The sequence below is a fragment of the Parasynechococcus sp. genome (assembly GCF_045559935.1).
Taxonomy (GTDB): Bacteria; Cyanobacteriota; Cyanobacteriia; order PCC-6307; family Cyanobiaceae; genus Parasynechococcus.
The window spans coordinates 32903-54536 of the sequence record NZ_JBJLJL010000007.1 but is presented as its reverse complement, the minus strand read 5'-3'; the positions used below and the strand labels follow the sequence as shown (position 1 = coordinate 54536).

The following is a 21634-nucleotide window of genomic DNA, read 5'->3' as shown; positions in this document are numbered from 1 at the left end:
TCTAGCTGATGGTGATGTCCCGCATCATCCAGAAGCCGGCGAACGATTGCTCCTCCGGACTGCTCTGGATGGCGATGAACTGCAGCCCGTGCATGTGTTCGCTGGATTCGCGAAGGGCCGTCTCGATCGCATCGGCGGCTCCGGATTCCAGGTCGCTGACCAGCCAGCGATCGTCCTGACCGGCCTCCAGCAGCAGCTGCCGCTCCTCCACGATCAGTCGCACCGGTTCGAGTCCTCCGAGCCATCCCGCCATCGCAAGAGCGCGGCTGCGGCTGAACAAGCGCAACCCCGGCACCGGTGCCTCGGAGGAGAGGTCCGGCGGCAGTGGAATCAGGCCGCTGAACCCCATGGGCCATTCGCCTGCCTCCTGCAGCAGCCCGCCAGGGAGTGCCGCCCAGGTCCATGCATCCCCCTGCACTTCCTCCGGAAGGGGGACCGGTGGGGTCGGAACCGGGGCGGGGGGTGGAGCCAGCGGTCCGGCCATGAATCCCTCGAGGCTGGGGTAAACCTCCCGCTGCCGCTGCTGCAGCCAGTCCAGCAGCGCATAGGTGCGTCGACTCGGGATCACCTCAAGGCTGAGTTCGGCGGCGGCCCGCTGCACCATCGTGCGCATGGAGCTGCGCCAGCAGCGCAGACGCTGGGGGGCACTCCAGCCGGCGTCCTCGGCGGCAGCACCCGCTTCCCGCAGGGCCTGGGTGAGCCAGAGCGAATTCACCTCACCGGAGGGGCAGCACTTGATGAACCGGAACGGAGCGATCGGGTCCGACAGGGTCGGTGTGGAGGTGATCAACAGCTCCCAGCGCTTGCGTCCGTCAGGCTCCAGGATCGGCCTGGAATAGAAGTCCAGCTCCCAGTCGGCAGACGTCATCCAGCGTCCTGTTCCTGTTTCTTCAGCATGTTCTGGGCGCGGGAGGCGCGATCGGCCGCTTCCGCCATCACTTTGTCCTTCTCCACAAGCAGTTCACCTGGAGGCCCTTCCAGCAGGGCGGTGTTCAGCCCGATGCGTCCGCGGCCGGGGTCCAGTTCCGTGATCATCGCCTTCACGCGATCGCCCTGGTCAAAGACCTCCCGGATCGAGCGCAGGCTGCCGTTGGTGATCATCGATTGGTGCAGCAGGCCACTGATGCCCCCCAGGTCGATGAACAGACCGTACGGCTTCACCGCGGCCACCTGACCTTCCACCAGCTGGCCCACCTCCAGTTCGGAGAAGCGGGCCGCAACGGCAGCGCGCTTCTCCGAGAGCACCAGTTTGCGGGTCTCGGAGTTCACCTCAAGGAATGCCACGCCGAGGGTCTTGCCGACCAGCTCCTGATGGTTCTCCCCGTCCTGAAGCTGCGAGCGGGGGATGAATCCGCGCAGACCCTCGAGATCGCAGGTGACACCACCGCGGTTGAACCCGTTGACGATCACCTGGACGACCTTGCCCTGCTTCTCCATCTCCTTGACGCGTTCCCAGCTTTTGCGCAGAGCCAGGGCCCGGCAGCTGATGGTGACCATGCCGTCGGCGTTCTGTTCCCGGGTGACGAGCACCTCCACCTCGAGCCCCTTGGGAAAGCGTTCCCGGAAGTTGGTGATCACCCCGAGACCGGCTTCGCTCTTGGGCATGAAACCGGGGGCCTTGCCGCCGATGTCGACGTAGACACCGTCGCTTTCCAGCCCGATCACCTTTCCGGTGATCACTTCGCCGGTCGTGCCCACCGGTGCGTTCTCGTCCAGAGCAGCGAGGAAGGCTTCCTCATCGAAGTCGAAGTCATCAACGCTGCGCGGGATATTGCGTTCCTCCTGCGGCTTCTTGCGCTCCTGATCGGGGGCTCCCAGCAGGTCGGCCATGGTCATGCCTTCCATGTCGCCCAGATCGAAGCGATCCTCATCCGCCTCGCCTGGGATCGCTCGGCTCTGCTCCGGTCTCCGCGGATCCTGATCCCGCGGAGGCGGACTGGCCAGACCGGCGGCCTCCTCCAGCTTCCGTGCCTTCTCTGCGGCCGCTTCCGCGGCGGCCCGTGCTTCCGCGGCTTCCCTCTGGAGCTGCTCCTGCCGCCGGTTGATCTGCATCACCTGCGGTGGCTTGCGATTGGGGTCTGCGGCCGGCTTCGGTGCACTCGGTCTGTTGGGCTGCGGACTGCCGGCTTCGGCCATGGACCCGAAGGTTCGTCAAACAACCATTCTGACAGCCAATCTGGGATTGAACTGCGTCTCCGGATGACGATGCCGCCTCGGGACTGCCGATTCGATCACCTCAGCTGGCCGGCCGCGACTGCAGCCATGCAGCAACCGGGAGCCACCGTGGTCTGGCCCTTTGGTGCCTGTGAACAGCACGGACCGCAGCTGCCGCTGGCCACCGATGCCCTGTTCGCCGAGCGGATTCTCGATGCGGTGCTGCTGGGTCTGGATCCTCTGCTTCCCATCTGGCGGTTGCCGGTCCAGGCGATCGGATTCTCCCCGGAGCATGCGTCGTTCCCCGGCACCTTGAGCCTGCCGGCGGACCTGCTGATCGCGCTTGTGGATCGGGTGGGTGAACAGCTGGCGGACCAGGGCGTGAGGCGTCTGGTTCTGTTCAACGCCCACGGCGGCCAGATCGCGCTGCTTCAGGTGGCAGCCCGTCAGCTGCGGGTCCGCTGTCCCCAGATGGCGGTGCTGCCCTGTTTCCTCTGGAGCGGTGTCGACGGGTTGTCTGGATTGATTTCCGAGGCTGAACTGGAGCAGGGTCTTCACGCTGCCGAGGCCGAGACCAGCCTGATGCTCCGGCTGGCGCCGGAGTTGGTGGGGCCTGAGCGTCCCGTGGATGGTCTGCCGCCAGCCGCCCCGGGGGACTGGAGCCTGGAAGGGGCAGCTCCGTGTGCATGGTTGGCCCGTGATCTCAGTGCCAGCGGCGTCATTGGCGACAGCCGATCGGCCTCTGTGGAGTTGGGTGGCCGCCTCGAGGAACGCCTCGTTGAGCACTGGCTGAGGCAGTTCAAGGCCCTGCTGGCAAGCGATTGGCCGCCTCTGAACGCCGCTTCAACCGGGGTGTCCGGGTCGTGAACTGAGAACGGCGTGGTCTCCAGAACCGGGGGCACTGGTTATTGTCTGTTCTACCGAATCTGGTCTGAAGCGTCCTATGACGACCCTCAATGCACCTGAGGCATCTGTGATGGAGGGTCAGGATGCACTGCCGGACTTCACCACAGAGGCCTACAAGGACGCGTACAGCCGGATCAACGCGATCGTGATCGAGGGAGAGCAGGAAGCTCACGACAACTACATTTCGCTTGGCACCCTGATCCCCGATCAGGCTGAGGAGCTGGCCCGCCTGGCCCGCATGGAGATGAAGCACATGAAGGGCTTCACATCCTGTGGACGCAACCTGGGTGTGCAGGCAGACATGGCGTTCGCCCGCAAGTTCTTCGAACCCCTGCACGGCAACTTCCAGAGTGCTCTGAAGGAGGGCAAGGTTGTCACCTGCCTGCTGATCCAGGCCCTGCTGATCGAAGCTTTTGCGATCTCCGCTTACCACATCTATATCCCCGTGGCGGATCCCTTCGCCCGCAAGATCACAGAAGGTGTGGTGAAGGATGAGTACACCCACCTCAACTACGGCCAGGAATGGCTGAAAGCCAATTTTGAGGCCAGCAAAGAGGAATTATTCGAAGCCAACAAGGCCAATCTGCCGCTGATCCGCTCGATGCTGGAGGACGTGGCAGCCGATGCCGCGGTTCTGCACATGGAAAAAGAGGATCTGATCGAGGACTTCCTGATCGCCTACAACGAAGCCCTCAGTGAGATCGGTTTCAGCTCAAGGGATATTGCCCGTATGGCCGCTGCAGCTCTCGCGCTCTGAATCCCCTACCGGCGTCCTTCTCCGGTTTCTCCACAGGCACCTTCCCCCAGATTGGGTGCGCCGTGGGAGCATGGACGGTCGGGATAGCTCAACTCTGAACATTTAGGGCGCTGCATGTTTGGTCTGATCGGACACTCAACGAGTTTTGACGCTGCGCGTCGCAAAGCGATGGAACTCGGCTTCGATCACATCGCGGAGGGGGATCTCGACGTCTGGTGCAGCGCCCCGCCTCAACTGGTGGAGCATGTTCAGGTCACCAGTCCCGTCGGCACCACCATCGAGGGTGCCTACATCGACTCCTGCTTCGTGCCCGAGATGCTCAGCCGTTTCAAAACGGCACGTCGCAAGGTGCTCAACGCGATGGAGCTGGCTCAGAAGAAGGACATCGCCATCACTGCTCTCGGCGGGTTCACGTCCATCATTTTCGAAAACTTCAACCTGCTGCAGAACCAGACGGTTCGCAGCACAACCCTCGACTGGCGTCGGTTCACCACCGGAAACACGCACACCGCCTGGGTGATTTGCCGTCAGGTGGAGAACAACGCCCCTTCGCTCGGGATCGACCTGAGCACAGCCAAAGTCGCGGTGGTGGGAGCCACCGGCGACATCGGCAGCGCCGTCTGCCGCTGGTTGTCCGCAAGAACGGGAGTCGGCGAGCTGCTGCTGGTGGCCCGGCAGCAGCAGCCGCTCATGGATCTCCAGAAGGAGCTCGGCGGCGGTCGCATCCTCACGCTGGAGGAGGCTCTGCCGGAAGCCGATGTGGTCGTCTGGGTGGCGAGCATGCCGCGCACGCTCCAGATCGATCAGGACAGCCTGCGCAGCCCCTGTCTGATGATTGATGGGGGGTATCCCAAGAATCTGGATGCGAAGGTCGCCGGCGGAGGCATCCACGTCCTCAAGGGAGGCATCGTCGAGTTCTGTCGTGACATCGGCTGGACGATGATGGAAATCGCCGAAATGGAGAAACCACAGCGACAGATGTTCGCCTGTTTCGCGGAGGCGATGCTGCTTGAGTTCGAGCGCTGCCACACCAACTTCAGCTGGGGACGCAACAACATCACCCTGGAGAAGATGGATTTCATCGGAGCCGCGTCTGTCCGTCACGGCTTTTCCACCCTCAATCTCCAGTCCAGGCTTCAGGCCGCCGCCGCCTGACGTCGCCGCCCACTCACTTTCCTGACCATGCCGCGCCGACCCCTGCTTGAGTTCGAGAAGCCCCTAGTGGAGCTGGAGCAGCAGATCGAGCAGATCCGTCAGCTGGCCCGTGATTCGGAGGTCGATGTCAGTCAGCAGCTGCATCAGTTGGAGACGCTCGCTGCGAAACGCCGGCAGGAGATCTTCCAATCGCTGTCGCCTTCTCAGAAGATTCAGGTGGCCAGGCACCCGCACCGGCCCAGCACCCTGGACTTCATCCAGATGTTCTGTGACGACTGGGTCGAACTTCACGGTGACCGTCGCGGCAATGACGATCAGGCCCTTGTGGGTGGCCTCGGTCGACTCGGCGATCGGCCCGTCGTTCTGATCGGCCACCAGAAGGGTCGAGACACCAAGGAAAATGTCGCCCGCAACTTCGGGATGGCCACCCCGGGGGGGTACCGCAAGGCTCTGCGCCTGATGGATCATGCCGACCGGTTCCGTCTGCCGGTGATCACCTTCATCGACACTCCTGGCGCCTACGCGGGCCTGCAGGCCGAGGAACAGGGGCAAGGCGAGGCGATTGCTGTGAATCTGCGTGAGATGTTCCGACTGCGGGTCCCCGTGATCGCCACCGTCATCGGCGAAGGCGGCTCCGGTGGTGCGCTGGGGATCGGCGTGGCCGACCGCTTGCTCATGTTCGAGCACAGCGTCTACACCGTTGCCAGCCCCGAAGCCTGTGCCTCGATCCTCTGGCGGGATGCCGCCAAGGCGCCTGAAGCTGCGGAGGCGCTGCGGATCACAGGACCTGATCTACTGAAGCTGGGCCTGGTGGATGAGGTGCTTCCCGAGCCTGCCGGTGGCAACAACTGGGCGCCTCTGGAGGCAGGCCAGACGCTTCGATCAGCCATCGATCGCCATCTGGATGAGCTGCTGACCCTTTCCGAGACCGATCTGAGGGCGCACAGATACAGCAAATTTCGAGCAATGGGGCAATTTTTTGAAGGAACGTCACACGAATCGCGTTTTGCCGCTTAAGGTGTGTCGGTTTGCTAACCCGACTTGCCTACGGCCCTGATCACTGGAGCAAGTCGTGGAATCGGCCGTCGAGCAGCTGAGCTTCTCGCCCACAAGGGTTGGGATCTCATGCTCACTGCTCGCAGCGGCGATCAGCTTGAAGATCTGCGCACGGCTCTCAGCCCATCAGGCTGTTCCGTGGCGGCTGAAGCGGTCGACCTGACCGATCCAGCTGCCATCGCACCTGCGATGAGCAACCTTCTGAGCCAGGGCGATGCACCATCGGTGCTGGTGAACAATGCCGGGGCTGCCTACACGGGTGACCTCCTGGCCATGACTCTCGAGCGCTGGCAGTGGCTGCTGCAGCTCAATCTCACCAGTGTCGTGCAGGTCTGCGCAGCCGTGGTTCCGGCCATGCGCGCGCAGGGAGGACTGGTGATCAACGTCAGCAGCCATGCCGCGCACAACGCCTTTCCCCAATGGGGGGCCTACTCGGTCACCAAGGCTGCGCTGGTGCGTTTCACCCGCTGTCTGGCGGAGGAGGAACGCTGTCATGGCGTTCGCGCCTGCACCCTCACCCTCGGTGCGGTGAATTCATCCCTGTGGGATGCGGAAACCGTACAAAGCGATTTCGATCGTCGTGCCATGCTCAGCATCGATCAGGCGGCCCAAGCCCTGCTGCATCTGGCCGAGCAACCGACCAACCAGGTCATCGAAGACCTCACCCTGATGCCGGCCATCGGCGCCTTCTGAAGACCCCATGACTTCCACCGTCCCTTTCGTCTCCAACGGCGCTGCCCAGAACGGCAACGGCAATGGCAACGGACTTGCCAGATCCACGACCAACGGCATCAGCAACATCCTCAAGCCGGCTGTTTCAGCCTGCATTCGTGAACGTCTCCAGGAGCGAGGTGTCTCGTTCCTGGCCAATGACAACATCGCAGCCCACCTCGAGCCCGGTGAGCTGGCTGAACTCCAGATTGAAGTGGCAGACAAGGTTCGCGATCTGCTGCGCAGCCTGGTGATCGACATCGACAACGATCACAACACCCATGAGACGGCTGAGCGTGTCGCGAAGATGTACCTCCACGAGGTGTTCAAGGGCCGCTATCACGAGCAGCCGAAGGTCGCCAGCTTCCCGAATGTGAAGCAGCTCGACGAGATCTACACCGTGGGCCCGATCACGGTGCGATCCGCCTGTTCTCACCACTTGGTCCCGATCATGGGCAACTGCTGGATCGGCATCAAGCCCGGTGCCAGGGTGATCGGCCTGTCCAAGTTCACCAGGGTGGCCGACTGGGTCTTTTCCCGCCCTCACATCCAGGAAGAGGCCGTGATGATCCTGGCCGATGAAATCGAGAAGCTGTGTGAGCCCCAGGGCTTGGGCATCATCATCAAGGCTCAGCACTACTGCATGAAGTGGCGCGGTGTGAAGGAGCCTCAGACCAGCATGGTGAACTCTGTGGTCCGCGGTGACTTCCGCCACGATCCCAGCCTGAAGCAGGAATTCTTCGAGCTCGTGCGTCAGCAGGATGCTCTGCTGAGCACCTGATCACCGGGCGCATGGCCACCACGGCCATCACGTTCCCGTTCATGTCGTCTGAGCCAAGCCGGTAGCTGCGGGAATCCACTTCCCCCACCAGTTGCCAGTTCGTCTGGCCCGGCAGCTGGCGGAACCAGTCAGATCGAACCGTCGCAGTCCTTCGAGGGTCTGCTCCACCATCCCCTCCGCGATCGTGTCTGAGGTGATCCGCTGCTCAGCACTTTGATCTGCTGCTGCGGAGTCATCGTGAGACCCGGCACGCACTGCTGCGTGGCTCCAAGCCTGCAACCCACCAGAACCCCCTGACCCTGTCCGGAGCTCTGGGTGAGAAGGGTCGCTGCCAGCGATGCGCCCAGCATGAAGACAGGAGACAAGCGGGCCATGGTGAAACCGTGCGTTTTTGATGACTAACGGCGTTGCTCCCGCACGACCTTCACAAGGGCTTCGACCCGGCTGAGATCCTTGCGGCCAGGGGCTGTTTCCAGTCGGCTCGAGGCATCGAGACCATGCGGATGAACCCGGTTCAGCAGCTCGGGAACCCACTCGGCACTGATGCCGCCCGCCAGCCACCAGGGCAACGGCAGCTCGGTATCCGCCAGCCAGTCCAGGGGCAACCGATGACCGGTGCCTCCCAGCTGACCCGGACTCCAGGCATCGAGCAGCAGGGCATCGACATGGTCGAGGTACGGGTTCAGCTTCTGCAGATCAGCGGAAGACCGCAGCCGCAGTGCCTTCCACCACTGCACCTGCGGGTAACGCTGTTTCAGAGACTGGCAGCGTTCCGGGGATTCCTCTCCGTGGAGCTGCACCACGCTGGGGGCTCCTTCACCGGCCAGGGCCTCGGCAAGGCTGGCATCATCCGGCTCGGCCACCACCCAGACGCGCTGCACACCGGCTGCCTCGCGGGCCAGGGCCTCGAACAGATGGCGTCGAGCCGTGGCCTCAACGAAGCGGGGTGTTTCAGCGACGCCGATCACGCCGATCGCGTCCACCCCCATGGCAGCGATGGCCAGGGCCTGGTCTGTCTCCGTGAGCCCGCAGATCTTGAGGGCCGGTTGTGGCGTCTGCTGCTCAGGCAAAAGTCGTGCTGTTCACTCTCCTTAGGATCGGGGACATCCGTCGCCGCGGCGACACCCTGGGAAGGCCGTTTTGGGAGAGGGCTGGCAACTTCTGAAAATCCGCGGGATTCCCCTGTTCATTCAGCCCAGCTGGCTGGTGTCCGTGGTGCTCTTCACCATGATCTTCCAGTCGCGTTTCGCTGCCACAGTCACGCCTGCCGTGGCAGCAGGCACCAGCTGGGGGCTTGGTCTGCTCACGGCTCTTCTGCTGTTTCTCTCCGTTCTGCTGCATGAGCTCGGCCATGCCCTGATGGCGCTGCGGGAGGGGGTGAAGGTCCGCAGCATCACGCTTTTCCACCTCGGCGGCATCGCTCGGATCGAACGTGACTGCGACACGGCGATGGGAAGTCTGCGCATCGCTGCCGCCGGCCCGCTGGTGAGCCTGATCCTGGCCCTGGGGCTGTTGCTCTCCGCACCGTCCCTGGATGGAGGCCGTCCGCTGCTGGCGATGGTGCTGACCCAGCTGGGCGCTCTCAATCTGATGCTGGGCCTGTTCAATCTTCTGCCCGGCCTGCCGCTGGACGGCGGTCAGATCCTCAAGGCTCTCGTCTGGAAGTTCAGCGGTAGTCAGAAACGCGGAATGCAGGTGGCCTCCGCTTCCGGGCGAGCGCTCTCGACGCTGCTGATCGTGATGGGCGTGCTGCTGCTCGTGCGCGGTGGCGGTTTTTCAGGTGTGTTTCTGATGCTGATCGGCTGGTTCGGTCTCGGTGCCAACCGGGGCCAGGCCCAGATGCTGGTGCTTCAGAAAGTGCTTCAGGATCTCAAGGTGTCGGATGCAGCCGGCCGTCGTTTTCGGGTGCTGGAGTCGGATCAGAGCCTGCGCCAGCTCAGCAGCATGCGTCTGCGGGAGTCCGAAGGCGGCCGCGGGGATGACTGGGTGCTGATCTGCCGCGGCGGTCGCTGGATCGGATGGGTGGATGATCAGCCGCTGCGGGATCTGCCGGTGCAGCAGTGGGACCGTCAGCGCCTGGAGGACCATCTGCGCCCTCTGGAGGAACTGCCTTCCATCCACGATCGCGAGCCGCTCTGGAAAGCGATCGAGGCCCTGGAGCAAACCAGTCAGGGGCGTCTTCTGGTGTTCGGTCCCGCTGGTCTTCCCTCCGGCACGATCGACCGCATGGATGTGGGCGAAGCGGTGCTTCAGAAGCTGGGGGTGCGGCTGCCGCCACCGATCCTGGAGGAGGCCCGCAAGCAGAACGGTTACCCCATGGGCCTGGCGATGCTGCCTCAGGTGGTGGAGTCGATGCAGGCTGCCGAGACGGACACCCGCCGCTCCAGCTCCTGACGTTCCACCGTCGTGAGTGGTTGCTCGCTCCAGCCCAGCTCCGGCCACTGCCTTTGCAGTGCCAGGAACAGATGCTGCTCCAGTCCTTGCCGTGGGATGGCCGCCGCCGCCGGAGCCGGAGTGGTCTCCCGGAACACCGCACGCCACAGGTCCGCCGGAGGGTCGAGCAGGATCTCGCCGTGCTGCAGCAGACGGCCCCTCTGCCACCGCTGGGCACTGCCGATGCGCTTGATGCCGCGGCCATCCACCAGATCGGCCACGGTGGAGCGCGCGAAGCAGTTCGCGTCCTCCCCCGTGGCCGCTTCGTCACCGAAGCGCAGCTCATCCCCCAGCGACCGGAAGCCTTCGATCAGCCAGTGGCAGGCCTCCCGATAGGCCTGACGGCGCTGGCGGGGAGCTCCGGGCCAGATCAAGGCATAGGTGAGTCCTCCGGCATGCAGCACCGCCTGGCCTCCACTGGGGCGCCTCACGATCGAGAGATGACCTTCCGCGGCCAGGTCACGCCAGTGGTCAGGCCATTGCCGCTGGTGGCGGCCCAGGGAGAGCCATGCCCCTGACCAGCGATAGAACCGCAGCACCGGCCTCGGATCCGTCTGCTCCAGAAGCATCTGATCGAGGGCCATCTGCCAGGGACCATCGGCGCACAGCATCGGCAGCAGGCGCCCCCGTGGAGCATCGCTCGTCATGCTGGTGATCATGTTCTCGCTGAAGCCGTGCTGCCCTGGTGGGACTATCCCCTGCTCATCGCTCTGGGACTGTTCGCCGGAGGGCTGGCCGGTCTGCTGGGAATCGGCGGCGGTCTGATCTTCGCGCCCCTGCTGCTCTGGCTGGATCTGCCGCCCCATCAGGCCCTGGCCACCAGCAGTTTCGCCATCGTGCCCACGGCTCTGGCCGGCACCATCACGCACCTGAGCGGCGACAGCCTGCCCTGGCGATCCGGTCTGTCCATCGGTCTGGCGGCCTTCGGTTCAGCCCTGGTGTTCGGGGGCCTGGCCGGCTGGGCATCGGGCTGGGTGCTGCTGGCCATGCAGACCATGATCTACATCGTGCTGGCGTTCACCGTGCGGCCGCGGCCTGAACAGGAAACGGAGGAGGTCGACCTCGATGCCAAGGCGCTGAAGCTCTCCGGAACCGGCTGCATCGCCGGCTGGACCGCCGGAATGCTGGGGCTGGGGGGAGGACTGGTGATGGTGCCGCTGATGAACGGTCCGTTCGGGGTTCCGATCCACCAGGCGGTGCGTCTCAGCACCGTGGCGGTGTTCTGCTCCGCCTCGGCCGCGTCGCTGCAGTTTCTGCATGAGGGGCGTGGGGTACCGGTGATGGGACTGCTCCTGGGGGGGGTGGCGGCGATCGCCGCCCGCTGGACCGCGAGCCGCCTGGATCAGTTCGATGCGCTGCTGCTGGTGCGGCTGCTGCGGGGTCTTGCGATCGTGCTGGCGATCGACAGCTGTCGGCGGGCCCTGCATCTGGTGCTCAGCTGACGGCTCCGTCCAGCAGGGTCCAGAAGCCGGCATCCAGCTCGTAGCCGAGGGAGGCGGCCATCTGGGACAGGTTGCCCCGCATCGATCGTCCCAGGGTCTGGCTGCAGAGGTCGTCCAGCTGCATCAGACGATGGGTGATCCAGAGCTCCAGGGCTTCGGGCTCGAAGCGCAGTCCATCGGTGCGGCTGAACCGGTGGGGGACCACCATGGCCACGTGACGGATCAGGCTGCCCTGATCCCGCTCCAGCACCAACGGCAGCCAGGGGTGGCGGGCGTCGGCCCTCAGCGCCCACAGCCGCGGTTCGGGGCATTCCGCGAGCTCTCTCGGGTCGTCGGCCTGGCGAGGCCAGTCGAAGCTCAGCTCCAGGGTCGCCCCCTGGGTGAGAACCTCCCCCAGGGATCTGGCTGCCCACGGTTGCAGTGGCGTGAGATCGAGACGACGGATCGCATCGGCATCGATCTGGACCGATTCCATGGTGAGGTGTGACAGGCCTTTGCGAATGATGGCGCGCAGCCGTCCCTCTGAAGAACAATGGGACGGTTTCCCCGGACTGCATCCATGGCCAGCGCCCTGACCTCGCCAGAGATCTTCATCGCCCTTGTGGTGGCTGCCCACGCTGCGGTGCTCGCTCTGCGCCTCTCCATCAGCCTGTACGAGGCCTGATCCCCTTCTGTTGCGGTGGGGCTTGGCAGCAATGGTTCGCTGCGTTACAAACGATCAGCTGACCCTGTCAGTTGGCTTCGTCAACTGCTCCACCACCAGCCAGTCGTCCGGTTGATGCCGCAACGCTGGCGTCCGTCATCCAGCGTCAGAACGACCGCCGAGAGCTGCAGTGCAGTGTTCTGGCGCTCGCGGTGAAGCTCGGATTCGTTCTGCTGGGCTGCGTCAGCCTGGTTCGGCTGTCGATGGCGTATCAGGAGCGGCTGGAACGGCACGGCGAAATCAATGCTGTGGTGACCGTTGAAACCGCCAAGCTGGAATCGCTGCAGCAACGCTTCGACCGTCTGTTCAGCATCGGCGGTGAAGAGCGCCTGATCGGTGAACAGGACCAGTGGATCGCCCCCAACCGTCTGCGTGTGATCTGGCGCTGAGAATCCTGTCGCCTTTGGCTGGACATGCGCTCAACACTGCAGACTGATCGCTTCTGAGGGGCAGCAGCGATGGGAACTCCGGGCACCGTTCTGATCACCGGCACCACCTCTGGGGTCGGTCTCAACGCCACCAAGGCCCTCGTGGAACGGGGCTGGACGGTGATCACCGCCAACCGCAGTCCCCAGAGAGCGGCTGGTGCTGCCGATGAAATGGAGATTCCCAAGGACCGTCTCCAGCATGTGCTGATGGATCTGGGTGATCTGGACAGCGTCCGTTCGGCGGTGGAGAAGCTCCCCGGAGGAGTGGATGCGCTGGTCTGCAATGCCGCGGTGTACAAGCCGAAGCTGAAGCAGCCGGAGCGTTCTCCGCAGGGCTATGAGATCTCGATGGCCACCAATCACTTCGGCCATTTCCTGTTGGTTCAGTTGCTGCTGGATCGGATCAGGGCGTCGAGCCACCCGTCCAGGCGCGTTGTGATCCTCGGCACGGTGACGGCCAACTCCAAGGAGCTGGGTGGCAAGATCCCGATCCCTGCCCCGGCGGATCTCGGTGATCTCTCCGGCTTTGAGGCGGGCTTCCTCGAGCCGATCAGCATGGCCAGCGGCAAACCGTTCAAGCCAGGCAAGGCCTACAAGGACAGCAAGCTCTGCAACATGATCACCACCCAGGAGCTGCATCGGCGCCTGCACGGGGAGACGGGCATCACCTTCACGTCGCTGTATCCGGGCTGTGTTGCCGACACGCCGTTGTTCCGCAACACCCCGAAGGCCTTTCAGACGATCTTCCCGTGGTTTCAGAAGAACATCACCGGTGGCTACGTCTCCCAGGCCCTGGCGGGTGAGCGGGTGGCCCAGGTGGTGGCGGATCCGGATTTCGCAGAGTCCGGTGTGCACTGGAGCTGGGGTAACCGTCAGAGCAAGGACGGTCAGCAGTTCAGCCAGGAACTGTCTGACAAGGCCACCGATCCCGACACGGCGCGGCGCGTCTGGGATCTGTCACTGCGGCTGGTCGGGCTCTGATCGGGCCGGTTGATCAGTCGAAGCCCAGCAGGTCGAAGATCTCCCGATCTTTCAGGGATGTGGCTTCCAGGGGTTCCACGTTCTCCAACATGTTCTGGGCCAGGCGCAGGTACTCCCGGCGCACCGCCTGCACCGCTTCGTCGTCATCGTCCATTTCGAAGATGGTGCACTTCTTCAGCCGTGAGCGGCGGATGGCATCCACATCCTTGAAGTGGGCCATCGTGCGCAGGCCCGTGCGGGCATTGAACTTGTCGATCTGATCGGTGTCTGCGGAGCGATTGGCGACGACACCGCCCAGCCGCACTTTGTAGTTCTTGGCCTTGGCCTGGATCGCCTGCACGATCCGGTTCATCGCGAAGATCGAATCGAAATCGTTCGCCGTCACGATCAGGCAGTAATTGGCGTGCTGCAGCGGTGCAGCAAATCCGCCGCACACCACATCGCCGAGCACATCGAAGATCACCACATCGGTGTCTTCCAGCAGGTGGTGCTCCTTGAGCAGCTTCACGGTCTGGCCCGTGACGTAGCCACCGCATCCGGTGCCCGCCGGAGGGCCGCCGCTCTCCACGCACTGAACGCCGTTGAAGCCGGTGAACACGAAGTCCTCCGGACGCAGCTCCTCGCTGTGGAAGTCCACCTCCTCGAGGATGTCGATCACCGTCGGCACCATCTTGTGGGTGAGGGTGAACGTGCTGTCGTGCTTCGGATCGCAACCGATCTGCAGCACCCGCTTGCCCAGCTTCGAGAAAGCGGCCGAAAGATTGGAGGACGTGGTGGATTTGCCGATGCCGCCCTTGCCGTAGACAGCGATCACCAGGGTTTCCTCCTGGATGTTCATCGAGGGGTCCTGATGGACCTGCACACTGCCTTCGCCGTCAGCCGGCCGCGTCAGGGTCGTGGTCATTCAGCGACCTTCACAAGAGGTGTGGCTTCATTCAACAGCAGCGGATGTATGCCGGCAGGTTTTCACCAAGAAACGAAAGATCTGCGCTGCTTGCTGCCAAGGATCTGCGCATTTTCTTCGGCTTGATTGAAAAGAAATGAGTGCAAATGCTCATGCCTTGTAGTGGGCTTTTGCGTCATACAGCGTTTCGCTGCTGATCTCCCGGCAGCCGGCCTGGCGGGCATAGGCCTCGGCGTTGCGTTTCACCTTTCCACGCACAAAGAAGGGGATCTTGCGCAGTTCCGCTTCGCCATCGGCGGTCCACACCAGGGCGTCGTCCCCGAGTTCAGGCACATCGCTGAGCTCCGCCTCGGCGGAGTCACCGGCAGCACCGGAGCCACCGGCATGGCCCAGATGGCTCTGGTGACCGTCCACGAATTCGAAATCGTGGCGGAACATGCCGATCAGGTGCTCCTCCAGCCCCATCATCAGCGGGTGCACCCAGGCGTCGAAGATCACGTTCGCCCCCTCCCAGGCCATCTGGGGGCTGGTGCGGGCCGGCACATCCTGCACGTGCATCGGGGTGCTGATCACCGCGCAGGGAATGCCCAGCCGCTTGGCGCTGTGCCGTTCCATCTGGGTGCCCAGCACCAGCTCGGGAGCCGCCTCCGCCATGGCGGCCTCCACGGCCAGGTAGTCGTCGCTGATCAGGGCCTCCAGCCCCATGGCCTTGGCGGCGGCCCTCACCGGCCGTGCCATCTCGCGGCTGTAGGTGCCGAGACCCACCACCTCGAAGCCCAGCTCCTCCCGGCAGATCCGTGCTGCGGCCAGGGCATGGGTGCCGTCTCCGAAGATGAACACCCGCTTGCCTGTGAGGTAGGTGGAGTCGACCGATTCGGAATACCAGGGCAGGCGGGAGCGCTGATGTCCCTCGCGGGTGTCGGGCGGATCCATGCCCAGCAGCCCATGCAGTTCGCGGAGGAAGTCATGGGTGGCGCCGATGCCGATCGGCACCGTGCGTGTGAACGGCATGCCGAAGTTGCGCTCCAGCCAGATGCAGCTGGATTCGGCCACCTCGGGGTACAGACACACGTTCAGATCCGCTGCGGGCAGCCGTGACAGGTCGTCCACCCCCGCTCCCAGCGGCGCCACCACACCCACATCGATGCCGTGCAGCGTCAGCAGCCGCTGCACCTCCAGCACATCATCGCGGCAGCGGAAGCCCAGCAGCGAGGGGCCCAGCAGGTTCACCCTGGGGCGCCGGCCCTCCTGCTTCCAGGCCAGAGGGTTGTGACTGGCCTGCTCCGGCACCTGCGACTTCAGCAGGCTGCGCACCAGCTGATAGAGGGTCTCCGCAGCACCCCAGTTCTCCTTCTTGCTGTAAGCGGGCAGTTCCAGGGTGACCACGGGCATCTCGAGTCCCATGCCCTGGGCCAGAGCCCCGGGCTGGTCCTGGATCAGTTCGGCGGTGCAGCTCTCGCCCACCAGCAGGGCATCGGGCTGGAAGCGATCCACCGCCTCGCGCACGTGCCGCTTCACCAGTTCCGCCGTGTCACCGCCCAGGTCGCGGGCCTGGAAGGTGGTGTAGGTCACCGGCGGCCGCTGGCCTCTGCGCTCGATCATCGTGAAGAGCAGGTCGGCGTAGGTGTCCCCCTGTGGGGCATGCAGCACGTAGTGCACCCCCCGCATCGAGGCGGCGATGCGCATGGCGCCGACATGAGGGGGGCCTTCGTAGGTCCAGAGCGTGAGTTGCATGGCGTCAGGCGTGAACGGGGTCGACGGCGAGGGAGGGATTCAGGCCGGGCTGAATCAGATGACGGCGGCGCAGGGGACGCGAGAACAGTTCGGCGAGATCGCCGGCCTGATCAATGCCGTGGATCGGGCTGAACACGAGTTCGATCGACCATTTGGTGGCGATGCCCTCGGCTTCCAGGGGATTGGCCAGGCCCATGCCGCAGACCACCAGATCGGGAGAGCTGTCACGCACCCGATCCAGCTGCAGTTCGACGTGCTGACCCTCCATCACCGGCGTGCCTTCCGGCAGCAGGGCCAGCTCCTCGGCCATCTGCTCGCGGTTGAGATAGGGGGTGCCGACCTCCACCAGTTCCATGCCGCATTCCCGCTGCAGGAACCGTGCGAGGGGCAGCTCCAGCTGGGATTCCGGCAGCAGGAAGATGCGCTTTCCGCTCAGCACCTTCCGATGGGGTTCCAGGGCGATCCGGGCGCGCTCCATCAGGGGGTCCAGCACCTCGGCCTGTCGTTCCGCGGGCACCTGGAAGGCGTTGGCACCGGCCTCCATCCAGCGGCGGCTGCCCTCTGCGCCCAGTGGGAAGGGGGCGGTGAGCACCGTTGCTCCGCGATCGCGGAGCAATCGAGCGGTTTCGGTGAGGAAGGGCTGGGTGAGCAGCACGGTGGTGCCGGGTCCGACCGGTGGCAGATCCGTGGACTGGCGAGGCGGCAGGCTGCGGATCGCCTCGATGCCCAGGCGTCCGAACAGGTGAATCAGCCGGTCCTCCACGGCATCGGCGAGGGTGCCCACCAGCAGCAGCTGACGCTCTTCGCTGGCGGGAAGCAGCGGCACCAGCGCGGCGAGAGCCCCGTCCTCCCCCTGCGTGAAGGTGGTTTCAATGCCGCTGCCGGAGTAGTTCACCACCCGAACCCGGCCTTGCATCTCCTCGTTGAGCCGTTCAGCAGCACGGGCCAGATCCAGCTTGATCACCTCGCTGGGGCAGGAGCCCACCAGAAACAGCGTGCGGATTTCGGGCCGGCGTTCCAGCAGTTCATGGCAGACCCGGTCCAGCTCCTCATGGGCGTCCGCCAGTCCGGCCAGATCCCGTTCTCCGAGAATGGCGGTGCCGAAGCGAGGTTCGGCGAAGATCATCACCCCTGCTGCGCTCTGGATCAGATGGGCGCAGGTTCGTGATCCGACCACCAGGAAAAAGGCATCCGGCATGCGCCGGTGCAGCCACACGATCGAGGTGAGTCCGCAGAACACCTCCCGAGGTCCGGTTTCCTTCAGCAGCGTGGGCCCGGCCATCGGCCGCTCCTTGGCAAGGGGTTGTCTTCAACTTGCAAGACGAAGGGCCCTACGCACCAGGTCTGGAGCAATCTCTTAGGGATCCGTTCGGGATTGATCACCGTCCGGATCATCCCGCCATGGTCTTCAGAGCCTCTCTTCAGAGCCTCTCTTCAGAGCCGGCGGCGGAAGCCATCGGTGCGATAGCCGCCCTGACGCTCATCCTGGTCCAGTCGGCTGAGACGCCAGACGTTACGGGTGATCCGGCGTGCCACGAGCCCACCACGCTCGACGCGTTCGCTCCCGGGGCGTGCGCCCAGCAGCAGGCTGACCTCAGCGGTGCTCAGGGGGGCTCCGGTGTCGATGGCCAAGGCGGTGAGTTCCAGACGCAGGCGCAGCTGGCGGCTGCGCTCGAGATCCTCGTTGCGGGGGGTCTCCAGCCATGGCAGATCCACCTGCCCGTCCTGGGCCAGGCGCTGCATCAGGCCGAAACTCACCATGCCGAGGGCCTGATCGGCGGGCATGTCGACGGTGTTCACCGGGGATTGCTCAGGAAGCGCCACAGATCAGACCGAAACTGAGCGGACGGTATCGGCTCACCATTGCGGCGCAAGGCTTCAGGCCGTCCAGCTGCTCTGAGGGCCCGGACTCGAAATCGTCCGTTACACTCCCCGCCATGAATCGTTTCGCCAGTTTCGAGGGCCGCGAGAGGCGGCGTGGCGGAAGTGCTCTCGTCACCGGTACCGAGGTGCATTCATCGTCTGCCGGTGCCAGCTGTGTGATCACCACGGACAGCGAAGCGCCGCGGCTGATGAGCAGTCAGGTGCAGTCGATCGAGCTGCGCACGTACGTGTTCATCGATTCGTTGCAGCCTCAGCTGGCTGCCTACATGGGCTCCGTCAGCCAGGGATTCCTGCCGATTCCAGGGGACGCCTGTCTTTGGATGGAGGTCTCCCCGGGCATGGCGGTGCACCGGGTCACCGATATCGCCTTGAAGGCCAGCAACGTCCGCCTCGGCCAGATGGTTGTCGAGAGGGCCTTCGGCTCGATGGCCCTCTATCACCGTGATCAGAGCACCGTGCTGCACTCCGGTGATGTGGTGCTCGAGGCGATCGGCAGTTCGATCGAACAGCGCCGCGCTGCCGAGGTGAGCTGGACGGAGGTGATCCGCGCGATCACTCCCGACCACGCTGTGCTGATCAACCGACAGAACCGCCGCGGTTCGATGATCGAGGCCGGGATGAGCATGTTCATCCTCGAGACCGAACCCGCCGGCTACGTGCTGATCGCTGCCAACGAAGCCGAGAAGTCGTCGAACATCACCGTGGTGGACGTGAAGGCCGTCGGTGCCTTCGGACGGCTCACCCTGGCCGGCAAGGAGGGAGATGTGGAGGAGGCGGCGGCCGCTGCGATGCGGACCATCGAGATGATCAACCGCACGTCCGCCAACCCCTGAACGTCAGATCAGCTGCAGGAATCGGCGCAGGTCAGGCGCCAGGGCCCTGGCCGCCTTGCCGCGGCTGCCCAGACGGATCAGCTGTGCGTCGTTGAACTCGCCATAGGTGCACCTCGCTTCCCGAACCCAGAGCAGGGATTCGTAGCTTCCTCCTGGGTACGCGGGAGCCTTCAGAAGCTCGCCCCAGCACACTCCCTCTGCAGAGGCCACGCAGTGGCCTTCAGGATCGCTGAGAACCATCGTGCTGCGGAAGCAGGCGCTTCTGTAGGGAGTGCTGCCCAGATCGTTCAGCAGCTTGGTGATCTTGGCGTCGTCGCCCTCGGCGTAGCGAGCGGAGTACAGGCCCGGGGCGCAACCCAAAGCATCCACCTCAAGGCCGGAATCGTCGGCCAGAGCCCAGCCGTCGGTCGCCAGGGCGGCAGCCGTGGCCTTGAGACTGGCGTTCTCCCTGTAGGTGGAACCTGTCTCTTCCACCTGAAGAGCTTCAGGCTGACGCTGAACAACCACCGGAAGCGGTCCGAGCATGGCCTCGATCTCGGCCACCTTCACGGGATTGCCGCTGGCAATGGTCAGCAGTGGACGCAAAGGATCAACAGAATCGGCTCCCATTGTGAGGGCCGATCGGCGGATCTCAGCGGTTAGGGGGTAAGAGATCTCCGTGCACTCCGGTGGAACGGCATGGGTTGAACATTCCACCCCTCGGCCAAAGGCTTCGGGACCGTTCCGGCCAAAAAACTATCCATGAGACGGGGCTTCGACAATCGTGTGTCTGCAGGCCAGCACAGGATTTCCCACAGCAGTTCGGAACGGTGGGCGGCTTACTGATAAGCCCTGCTAATCATGTTCACTATGGACAGTGATTGAGAGATGTCGGCGAATCGCTTGACGGGAAGCGCCTCCGCGAAGCAGTCTTCGCGGCGAACATTCCACCCTTTTCTCCGGTAGGCAATGGCTAACGAAACCATGGGCATCGCCCTCGGCATGATCGAGACCCGCGGTCTGGTCCCCGCCATCGAGGCAGCTGATGCCATGACCAAGGCCGCCGAAGTGCGACTGATCGGTCGCGAGTTCGTCGGTGGCGGTTACGTCACCGTTCTGGTCCGCGGCGAGACCGGCGCTGTCAACGCCGCTGTCCGCGCTGGCGCTGATGCCTGCGAGCGCGTCGGCGACGGCCTTGTGGCTGCCCACATCATTGCCCGCCCCCACCGCGAAGTGGAGCCTGCTCTGGGCAACGGCAACTTCCTCGGTCAGAAGGACTGAGATCTTCCGCTGAGCCTCTGACGAGGCACGCGAACGTCTCACCCCCCTCACCGACCTAACGGAGTTAACCCATGAGCAAGAAGTACGACGCTGGGGTCAAGGAGTACAGGGACACTTACTGGACTCCTGATTACGTTCCCCTCGACACCGACCTGCTGGCCTGCTTCAAATGCACCGGCCAGGAAGGCGTTCCCAAGGAGGAAGTGGCCGCTGCTGTGGCTGCTGAATCCTCCACCGGCACCTGGTCCACTGTGTGGTCCGAGCTCCTCACCGATCTCGACTTCTACAAAGGCCGCTGCTACCGCATCGAGGACGTCCCTGGTGACAAGGAGTCCTTCTACGCCTTCATCGCCTACCCCCTCGACCTGTTCGAGGAAGGGTCCATCACCAACGTTCTGACCTCACTGGTCGGCAACGTGTTCGGCTTCAAGGCCCTGCGCCACCTGCGTCTCGAAGACCTGCGCTTCCCGCTGGCCTTCATCAAGACCTGCTACGGCCCGCCGAACGGCATCCAGGTCGAGCGCGACCGGATGAACAAGTACGGCCGTCCTCTGCTGGGTTGCACCATCAAGCCGAAGCTCGGCCTGAGCGGTAAGAACTACGGCCGTGTCGTCTATGAGTGCCTTCGCGGCGGTCTGGACTTCACCAAGGACGACGAGAACATCAACTCCCAGCCGTTCCAGCGTTGGCAGAACCGCTTCGAATTCGTTGCGGAAGCCATCAAGCTGTCCGAGCAGGAGACCGGCGAGAAGAAGGGTCACTACCTCAACGTGACCGCCAACACTCCCGAGGAGATGTACGAGCGCGCTGAGTTCGCCAAGGAACTCGGCATGCCGATCATCATGCACGACTTCATCACCGGCGGCTTCACAGCCAACACCGGTCTGTCGAAGTGGTGCCGCAAGAACGGCATGTTGCTGCACATCCACCGCGCCATGCACGCGGTGATCGACCGTCATCCCAAGCACGGCATTCACTTCCGCGTCCTCGCCAAGTGTCTGCGTCTGTCCGGTGGTGACCAGCTCCACACCGGCACCGTGGTCGGCAAGCTCGAGGGTGACCGTCAGACCACCCTCGGCTACATCGACCAGCTGCGCGAATCGTTCGTGCCCGAAGACCGCAGCCGCGGCAACTTCTTCGATCAGGACTGGGGCTCCATGCCCGGCGTGTTCGCCGTCGCCTCCGGCGGTATCCACGTGTGGCACATGCCCGCCCTGGTCACCATCTTCGGCGACGACTCCGTTCTGCAGTTCGGTGGTGGTACCCACGGTCACCCCTGGGGTTCCGCTGCAGGTGCTGCGGCCAACCGCGTGGCCCTCGAGGCCTGCGTCAAGGCCCGCAACGCCGGCCGCCATCTCGAGAAAGAGAGCCGCGACATCCTCATGGAAGCCGCGAAGCACAGCCCCGAGCTGGCGATCGCCCTCGAGACCTGGAAGGAGATCAAGTTCGAGTTCGACACCGTCGACAAGCTCGACGTTCAGGGCTGATCGTCTCAGCTGATCGTCTCAACGG

The 21634-nt window shown here is 64.1% G+C and carries 25 protein-coding genes; 14 read left to right on the top strand and 11 right to left on the bottom strand.

What is annotated here, in order from left to right; genetic code table 11:
• Window position 1 precedes the first annotated feature (1 nt).
• The gene (locus ACJ0G7_RS03605) at window positions 2–868 is read right to left on the bottom strand and encodes a Tab2 family RNA-binding protein (RefSeq protein ID WP_407395219.1); all 867 of its coding nucleotides are present in this window, start codon (window positions 866–868) and stop codon (window positions 2–4) included.
• Window positions 865–2136 (bottom strand): S1 RNA-binding domain-containing protein, encoded by a 1272-nt coding sequence (locus ACJ0G7_RS03600; protein ID WP_043695703.1) that lies wholly within the window; start codon window positions 2134–2136, stop codon window positions 865–867. Before ACJ0G7_RS03600 ends, ACJ0G7_RS03605 begins: the two co-directional genes overlap by 4 nt.
• A gap of 69 nt (window positions 2137–2205) precedes the next feature.
• Between ACJ0G7_RS03600 and ACJ0G7_RS03595 the strand changes: the two genes are divergently transcribed.
• The 6 genes from ACJ0G7_RS03595 to folE all read left to right on the top strand — a co-directional run bounded on the left by ACJ0G7_RS03595 (window position 2206) and on the right by folE (window position 7520).
• Window positions 2206–3021: a creatininase family protein gene (locus ACJ0G7_RS03595; protein ID WP_407395283.1), complete on the top strand. Its 816-nt coding sequence runs from the start codon at window positions 2206–2208 to the stop codon at window positions 3019–3021.
• 76 nt (window positions 3022–3097) lie between these two features.
• Window positions 3098–3817, top strand: a complete 720-nt coding sequence (locus ACJ0G7_RS03590; RefSeq protein ID WP_043695718.1) for an aldehyde oxygenase (deformylating) — start codon at window positions 3098–3100, stop codon at window positions 3815–3817.
• A gap of 114 nt (window positions 3818–3931) precedes the next feature.
• Complete coding sequence (locus ACJ0G7_RS03585; RefSeq protein ID WP_043695736.1) at window positions 3932–4972, top strand: long-chain acyl-[acyl-carrier-protein] reductase; 1041 nt, start codon at window positions 3932–3934, stop codon at window positions 4970–4972.
• 27 nt (window positions 4973–4999) lie between these two features.
• On the top strand, window positions 5000–5989 hold the full coding sequence (locus ACJ0G7_RS03580; RefSeq protein WP_043695741.1) for an acetyl-CoA carboxylase carboxyltransferase subunit alpha: 990 nt from the start codon (window positions 5000–5002) through the stop codon (window positions 5987–5989).
• Between the two features lie 24 nt (window positions 5990–6013).
• Complete coding sequence (locus ACJ0G7_RS03575) at window positions 6014–6721, top strand: SDR family oxidoreductase (protein ID WP_043695745.1); 708 nt, start codon at window positions 6014–6016, stop codon at window positions 6719–6721.
• 7 nt (window positions 6722–6728) lie between these two features.
• On the top strand, window positions 6729–7520 hold the full coding sequence (folE, locus tag ACJ0G7_RS03570) for a GTP cyclohydrolase I (RefSeq protein WP_407395218.1): 792 nt from the start codon (window positions 6729–6731) through the stop codon (window positions 7518–7520).
• A 128-nt stretch (window positions 7521–7648) separates the two neighbouring features.
• Here the strand turns inward: folE and ACJ0G7_RS03565 are convergent, their stop codons facing one another.
• Both ACJ0G7_RS03565 and ACJ0G7_RS03560 read right to left on the bottom strand, forming a co-directional pair.
• Window positions 7649–7870, bottom strand: coding sequence for a hypothetical protein (locus ACJ0G7_RS03565; protein ID WP_156957189.1), 222 nt, complete (start codon window positions 7868–7870; stop codon window positions 7649–7651).
• 48 nt (window positions 7871–7918) lie between these two features.
• Window positions 7919–8590: a phosphoribosylanthranilate isomerase gene (locus ACJ0G7_RS03560; protein ID WP_043695754.1), complete on the bottom strand. Its 672-nt coding sequence runs from the start codon at window positions 8588–8590 to the stop codon at window positions 7919–7921.
• A 70-nt stretch (window positions 8591–8660) separates the two neighbouring features.
• Here ACJ0G7_RS03560 and ACJ0G7_RS03555 point away from each other — a divergent pair, with 70 nt between their 5' ends.
• Window positions 8661–9914: a site-2 protease family protein gene (locus tag ACJ0G7_RS03555; RefSeq protein WP_043695758.1), complete on the top strand. Its 1254-nt coding sequence runs from the start codon at window positions 8661–8663 to the stop codon at window positions 9912–9914.
• On the opposite strand, the gene ACJ0G7_RS03550 is transcribed toward ACJ0G7_RS03555, so the two are convergent.
• Window positions 9857–10600: a lipoate--protein ligase family protein gene (locus ACJ0G7_RS03550; RefSeq protein WP_043697477.1), complete on the bottom strand. Its 744-nt coding sequence runs from the start codon at window positions 10598–10600 to the stop codon at window positions 9857–9859. The genes ACJ0G7_RS03555 and ACJ0G7_RS03550 overlap by 58 nt on opposite strands.
• Before the next feature lie 27 nt (window positions 10601–10627).
• Between ACJ0G7_RS03550 and ACJ0G7_RS03545 the strand changes: the two genes are divergently transcribed.
• Window positions 10628–11395 (top strand): sulfite exporter TauE/SafE family protein, encoded by a 768-nt coding sequence (locus ACJ0G7_RS03545; protein ID WP_043695760.1) that lies wholly within the window; start codon window positions 10628–10630, stop codon window positions 11393–11395.
• Here ACJ0G7_RS03545 and ACJ0G7_RS03540 read toward each other — a convergent pair.
• Window positions 11388–11870: a CRR6 family NdhI maturation factor gene (locus ACJ0G7_RS03540; protein ID WP_407395217.1), complete on the bottom strand. Its 483-nt coding sequence runs from the start codon at window positions 11868–11870 to the stop codon at window positions 11388–11390. The two genes, ACJ0G7_RS03545 and ACJ0G7_RS03540, sit on opposite strands and share 8 nt — an antisense overlap.
• Window positions 11871–11954: 84 nt before the next feature.
• Between ACJ0G7_RS03540 and psaM the strand changes: the two genes are divergently transcribed.
• The 3 genes from psaM (at window position 11955) to ACJ0G7_RS03525 (ending at window position 13507) form a co-directional block, all read left to right on the top strand.
• A complete protein-coding gene (gene psaM, locus ACJ0G7_RS03535; protein ID WP_071839743.1) occupies window positions 11955–12059 on the top strand; it encodes a photosystem I reaction center subunit XII in 105 nt (34 codons plus the stop codon).
• 71 nt (window positions 12060–12130) lie between these two features.
• Window positions 12131–12487, top strand: a complete 357-nt coding sequence (locus tag ACJ0G7_RS03530) for a hypothetical protein (RefSeq protein ID WP_043695766.1) — start codon at window positions 12131–12133, stop codon at window positions 12485–12487.
• A gap of 69 nt (window positions 12488–12556) precedes the next feature.
• Window positions 12557–13507 carry a protochlorophyllide reductase gene (locus ACJ0G7_RS03525; protein WP_043695768.1) on the top strand — a complete coding sequence of 317 codons (951 nt, stop codon included), beginning with the start codon at window positions 12557–12559 and terminating at the stop codon, window positions 13505–13507.
• Window positions 13508–13520: 13 nt separating this feature from the next.
• Here ACJ0G7_RS03525 and bchL read toward each other — a convergent pair whose 3' ends face one another.
• From bchL to ACJ0G7_RS03505, 4 genes are all read right to left on the bottom strand, one after another.
• Window positions 13521–14411 carry a ferredoxin:protochlorophyllide reductase (ATP-dependent) iron-sulfur ATP-binding protein gene (bchL, locus tag ACJ0G7_RS03520; protein ID WP_043695769.1) on the bottom strand — a complete coding sequence of 297 codons (891 nt, stop codon included), beginning with the start codon at window positions 14409–14411 and terminating at the stop codon, window positions 13521–13523.
• Between the two features lie 150 nt (window positions 14412–14561).
• The gene (locus ACJ0G7_RS03515; protein ID WP_407395216.1) at window positions 14562–16145 is read right to left on the bottom strand and encodes a ferredoxin:protochlorophyllide reductase (ATP-dependent) subunit B; all 1584 of its coding nucleotides are present in this window, start codon (window positions 16143–16145) and stop codon (window positions 14562–14564) included.
• 4 nt (window positions 16146–16149) lie between these two features.
• Entirely contained in the window at window positions 16150–17427 is a 1278-nt protein-coding gene (locus tag ACJ0G7_RS03510; protein WP_407395215.1) for a ferredoxin:protochlorophyllide reductase (ATP-dependent) subunit N, read from the bottom strand.
• Between the two features lie 152 nt (window positions 17428–17579).
• Entirely contained in the window at window positions 17580–17930 is a 351-nt protein-coding gene (locus ACJ0G7_RS03505) for a hypothetical protein (protein WP_407395282.1), read from the bottom strand.
• A gap of 152 nt (window positions 17931–18082) precedes the next feature.
• Here ACJ0G7_RS03505 and ACJ0G7_RS03500 point away from each other — a divergent pair, with 152 nt between their 5' ends.
• Entirely contained in the window at window positions 18083–18862 is a 780-nt protein-coding gene (locus tag ACJ0G7_RS03500) for a microcompartment protein (protein ID WP_043695777.1), read from the top strand.
• 3 nt (window positions 18863–18865) lie between these two features.
• Here ACJ0G7_RS03500 and ACJ0G7_RS03495 read toward each other — a convergent pair whose 3' ends face one another.
• On the bottom strand, window positions 18866–19447 hold the full coding sequence (locus ACJ0G7_RS03495) for a non-canonical purine NTP pyrophosphatase (RefSeq protein ID WP_407395214.1): 582 nt from the start codon (window positions 19445–19447) through the stop codon (window positions 18866–18868).
• 363 nt (window positions 19448–19810) lie between these two features.
• On the opposite strand from ACJ0G7_RS03495, the gene ACJ0G7_RS03490 reads away from it, so the two are divergent.
• Together ACJ0G7_RS03490 and ACJ0G7_RS03485 are read left to right on the top strand one after the other, a co-directional pair.
• A complete protein-coding gene (locus tag ACJ0G7_RS03490; RefSeq protein ID WP_006169870.1) occupies window positions 19811–20122 on the top strand; it encodes a BMC domain-containing protein in 312 nt (103 codons plus the stop codon).
• A gap of 71 nt (window positions 20123–20193) precedes the next feature.
• Window positions 20194–21609, top strand: coding sequence for a form I ribulose bisphosphate carboxylase large subunit (locus ACJ0G7_RS03485; protein ID WP_043695793.1), 1416 nt, complete (start codon window positions 20194–20196; stop codon window positions 21607–21609).
• The last annotated feature ends 25 nt before the right edge of the window (window positions 21610–21634 follow it).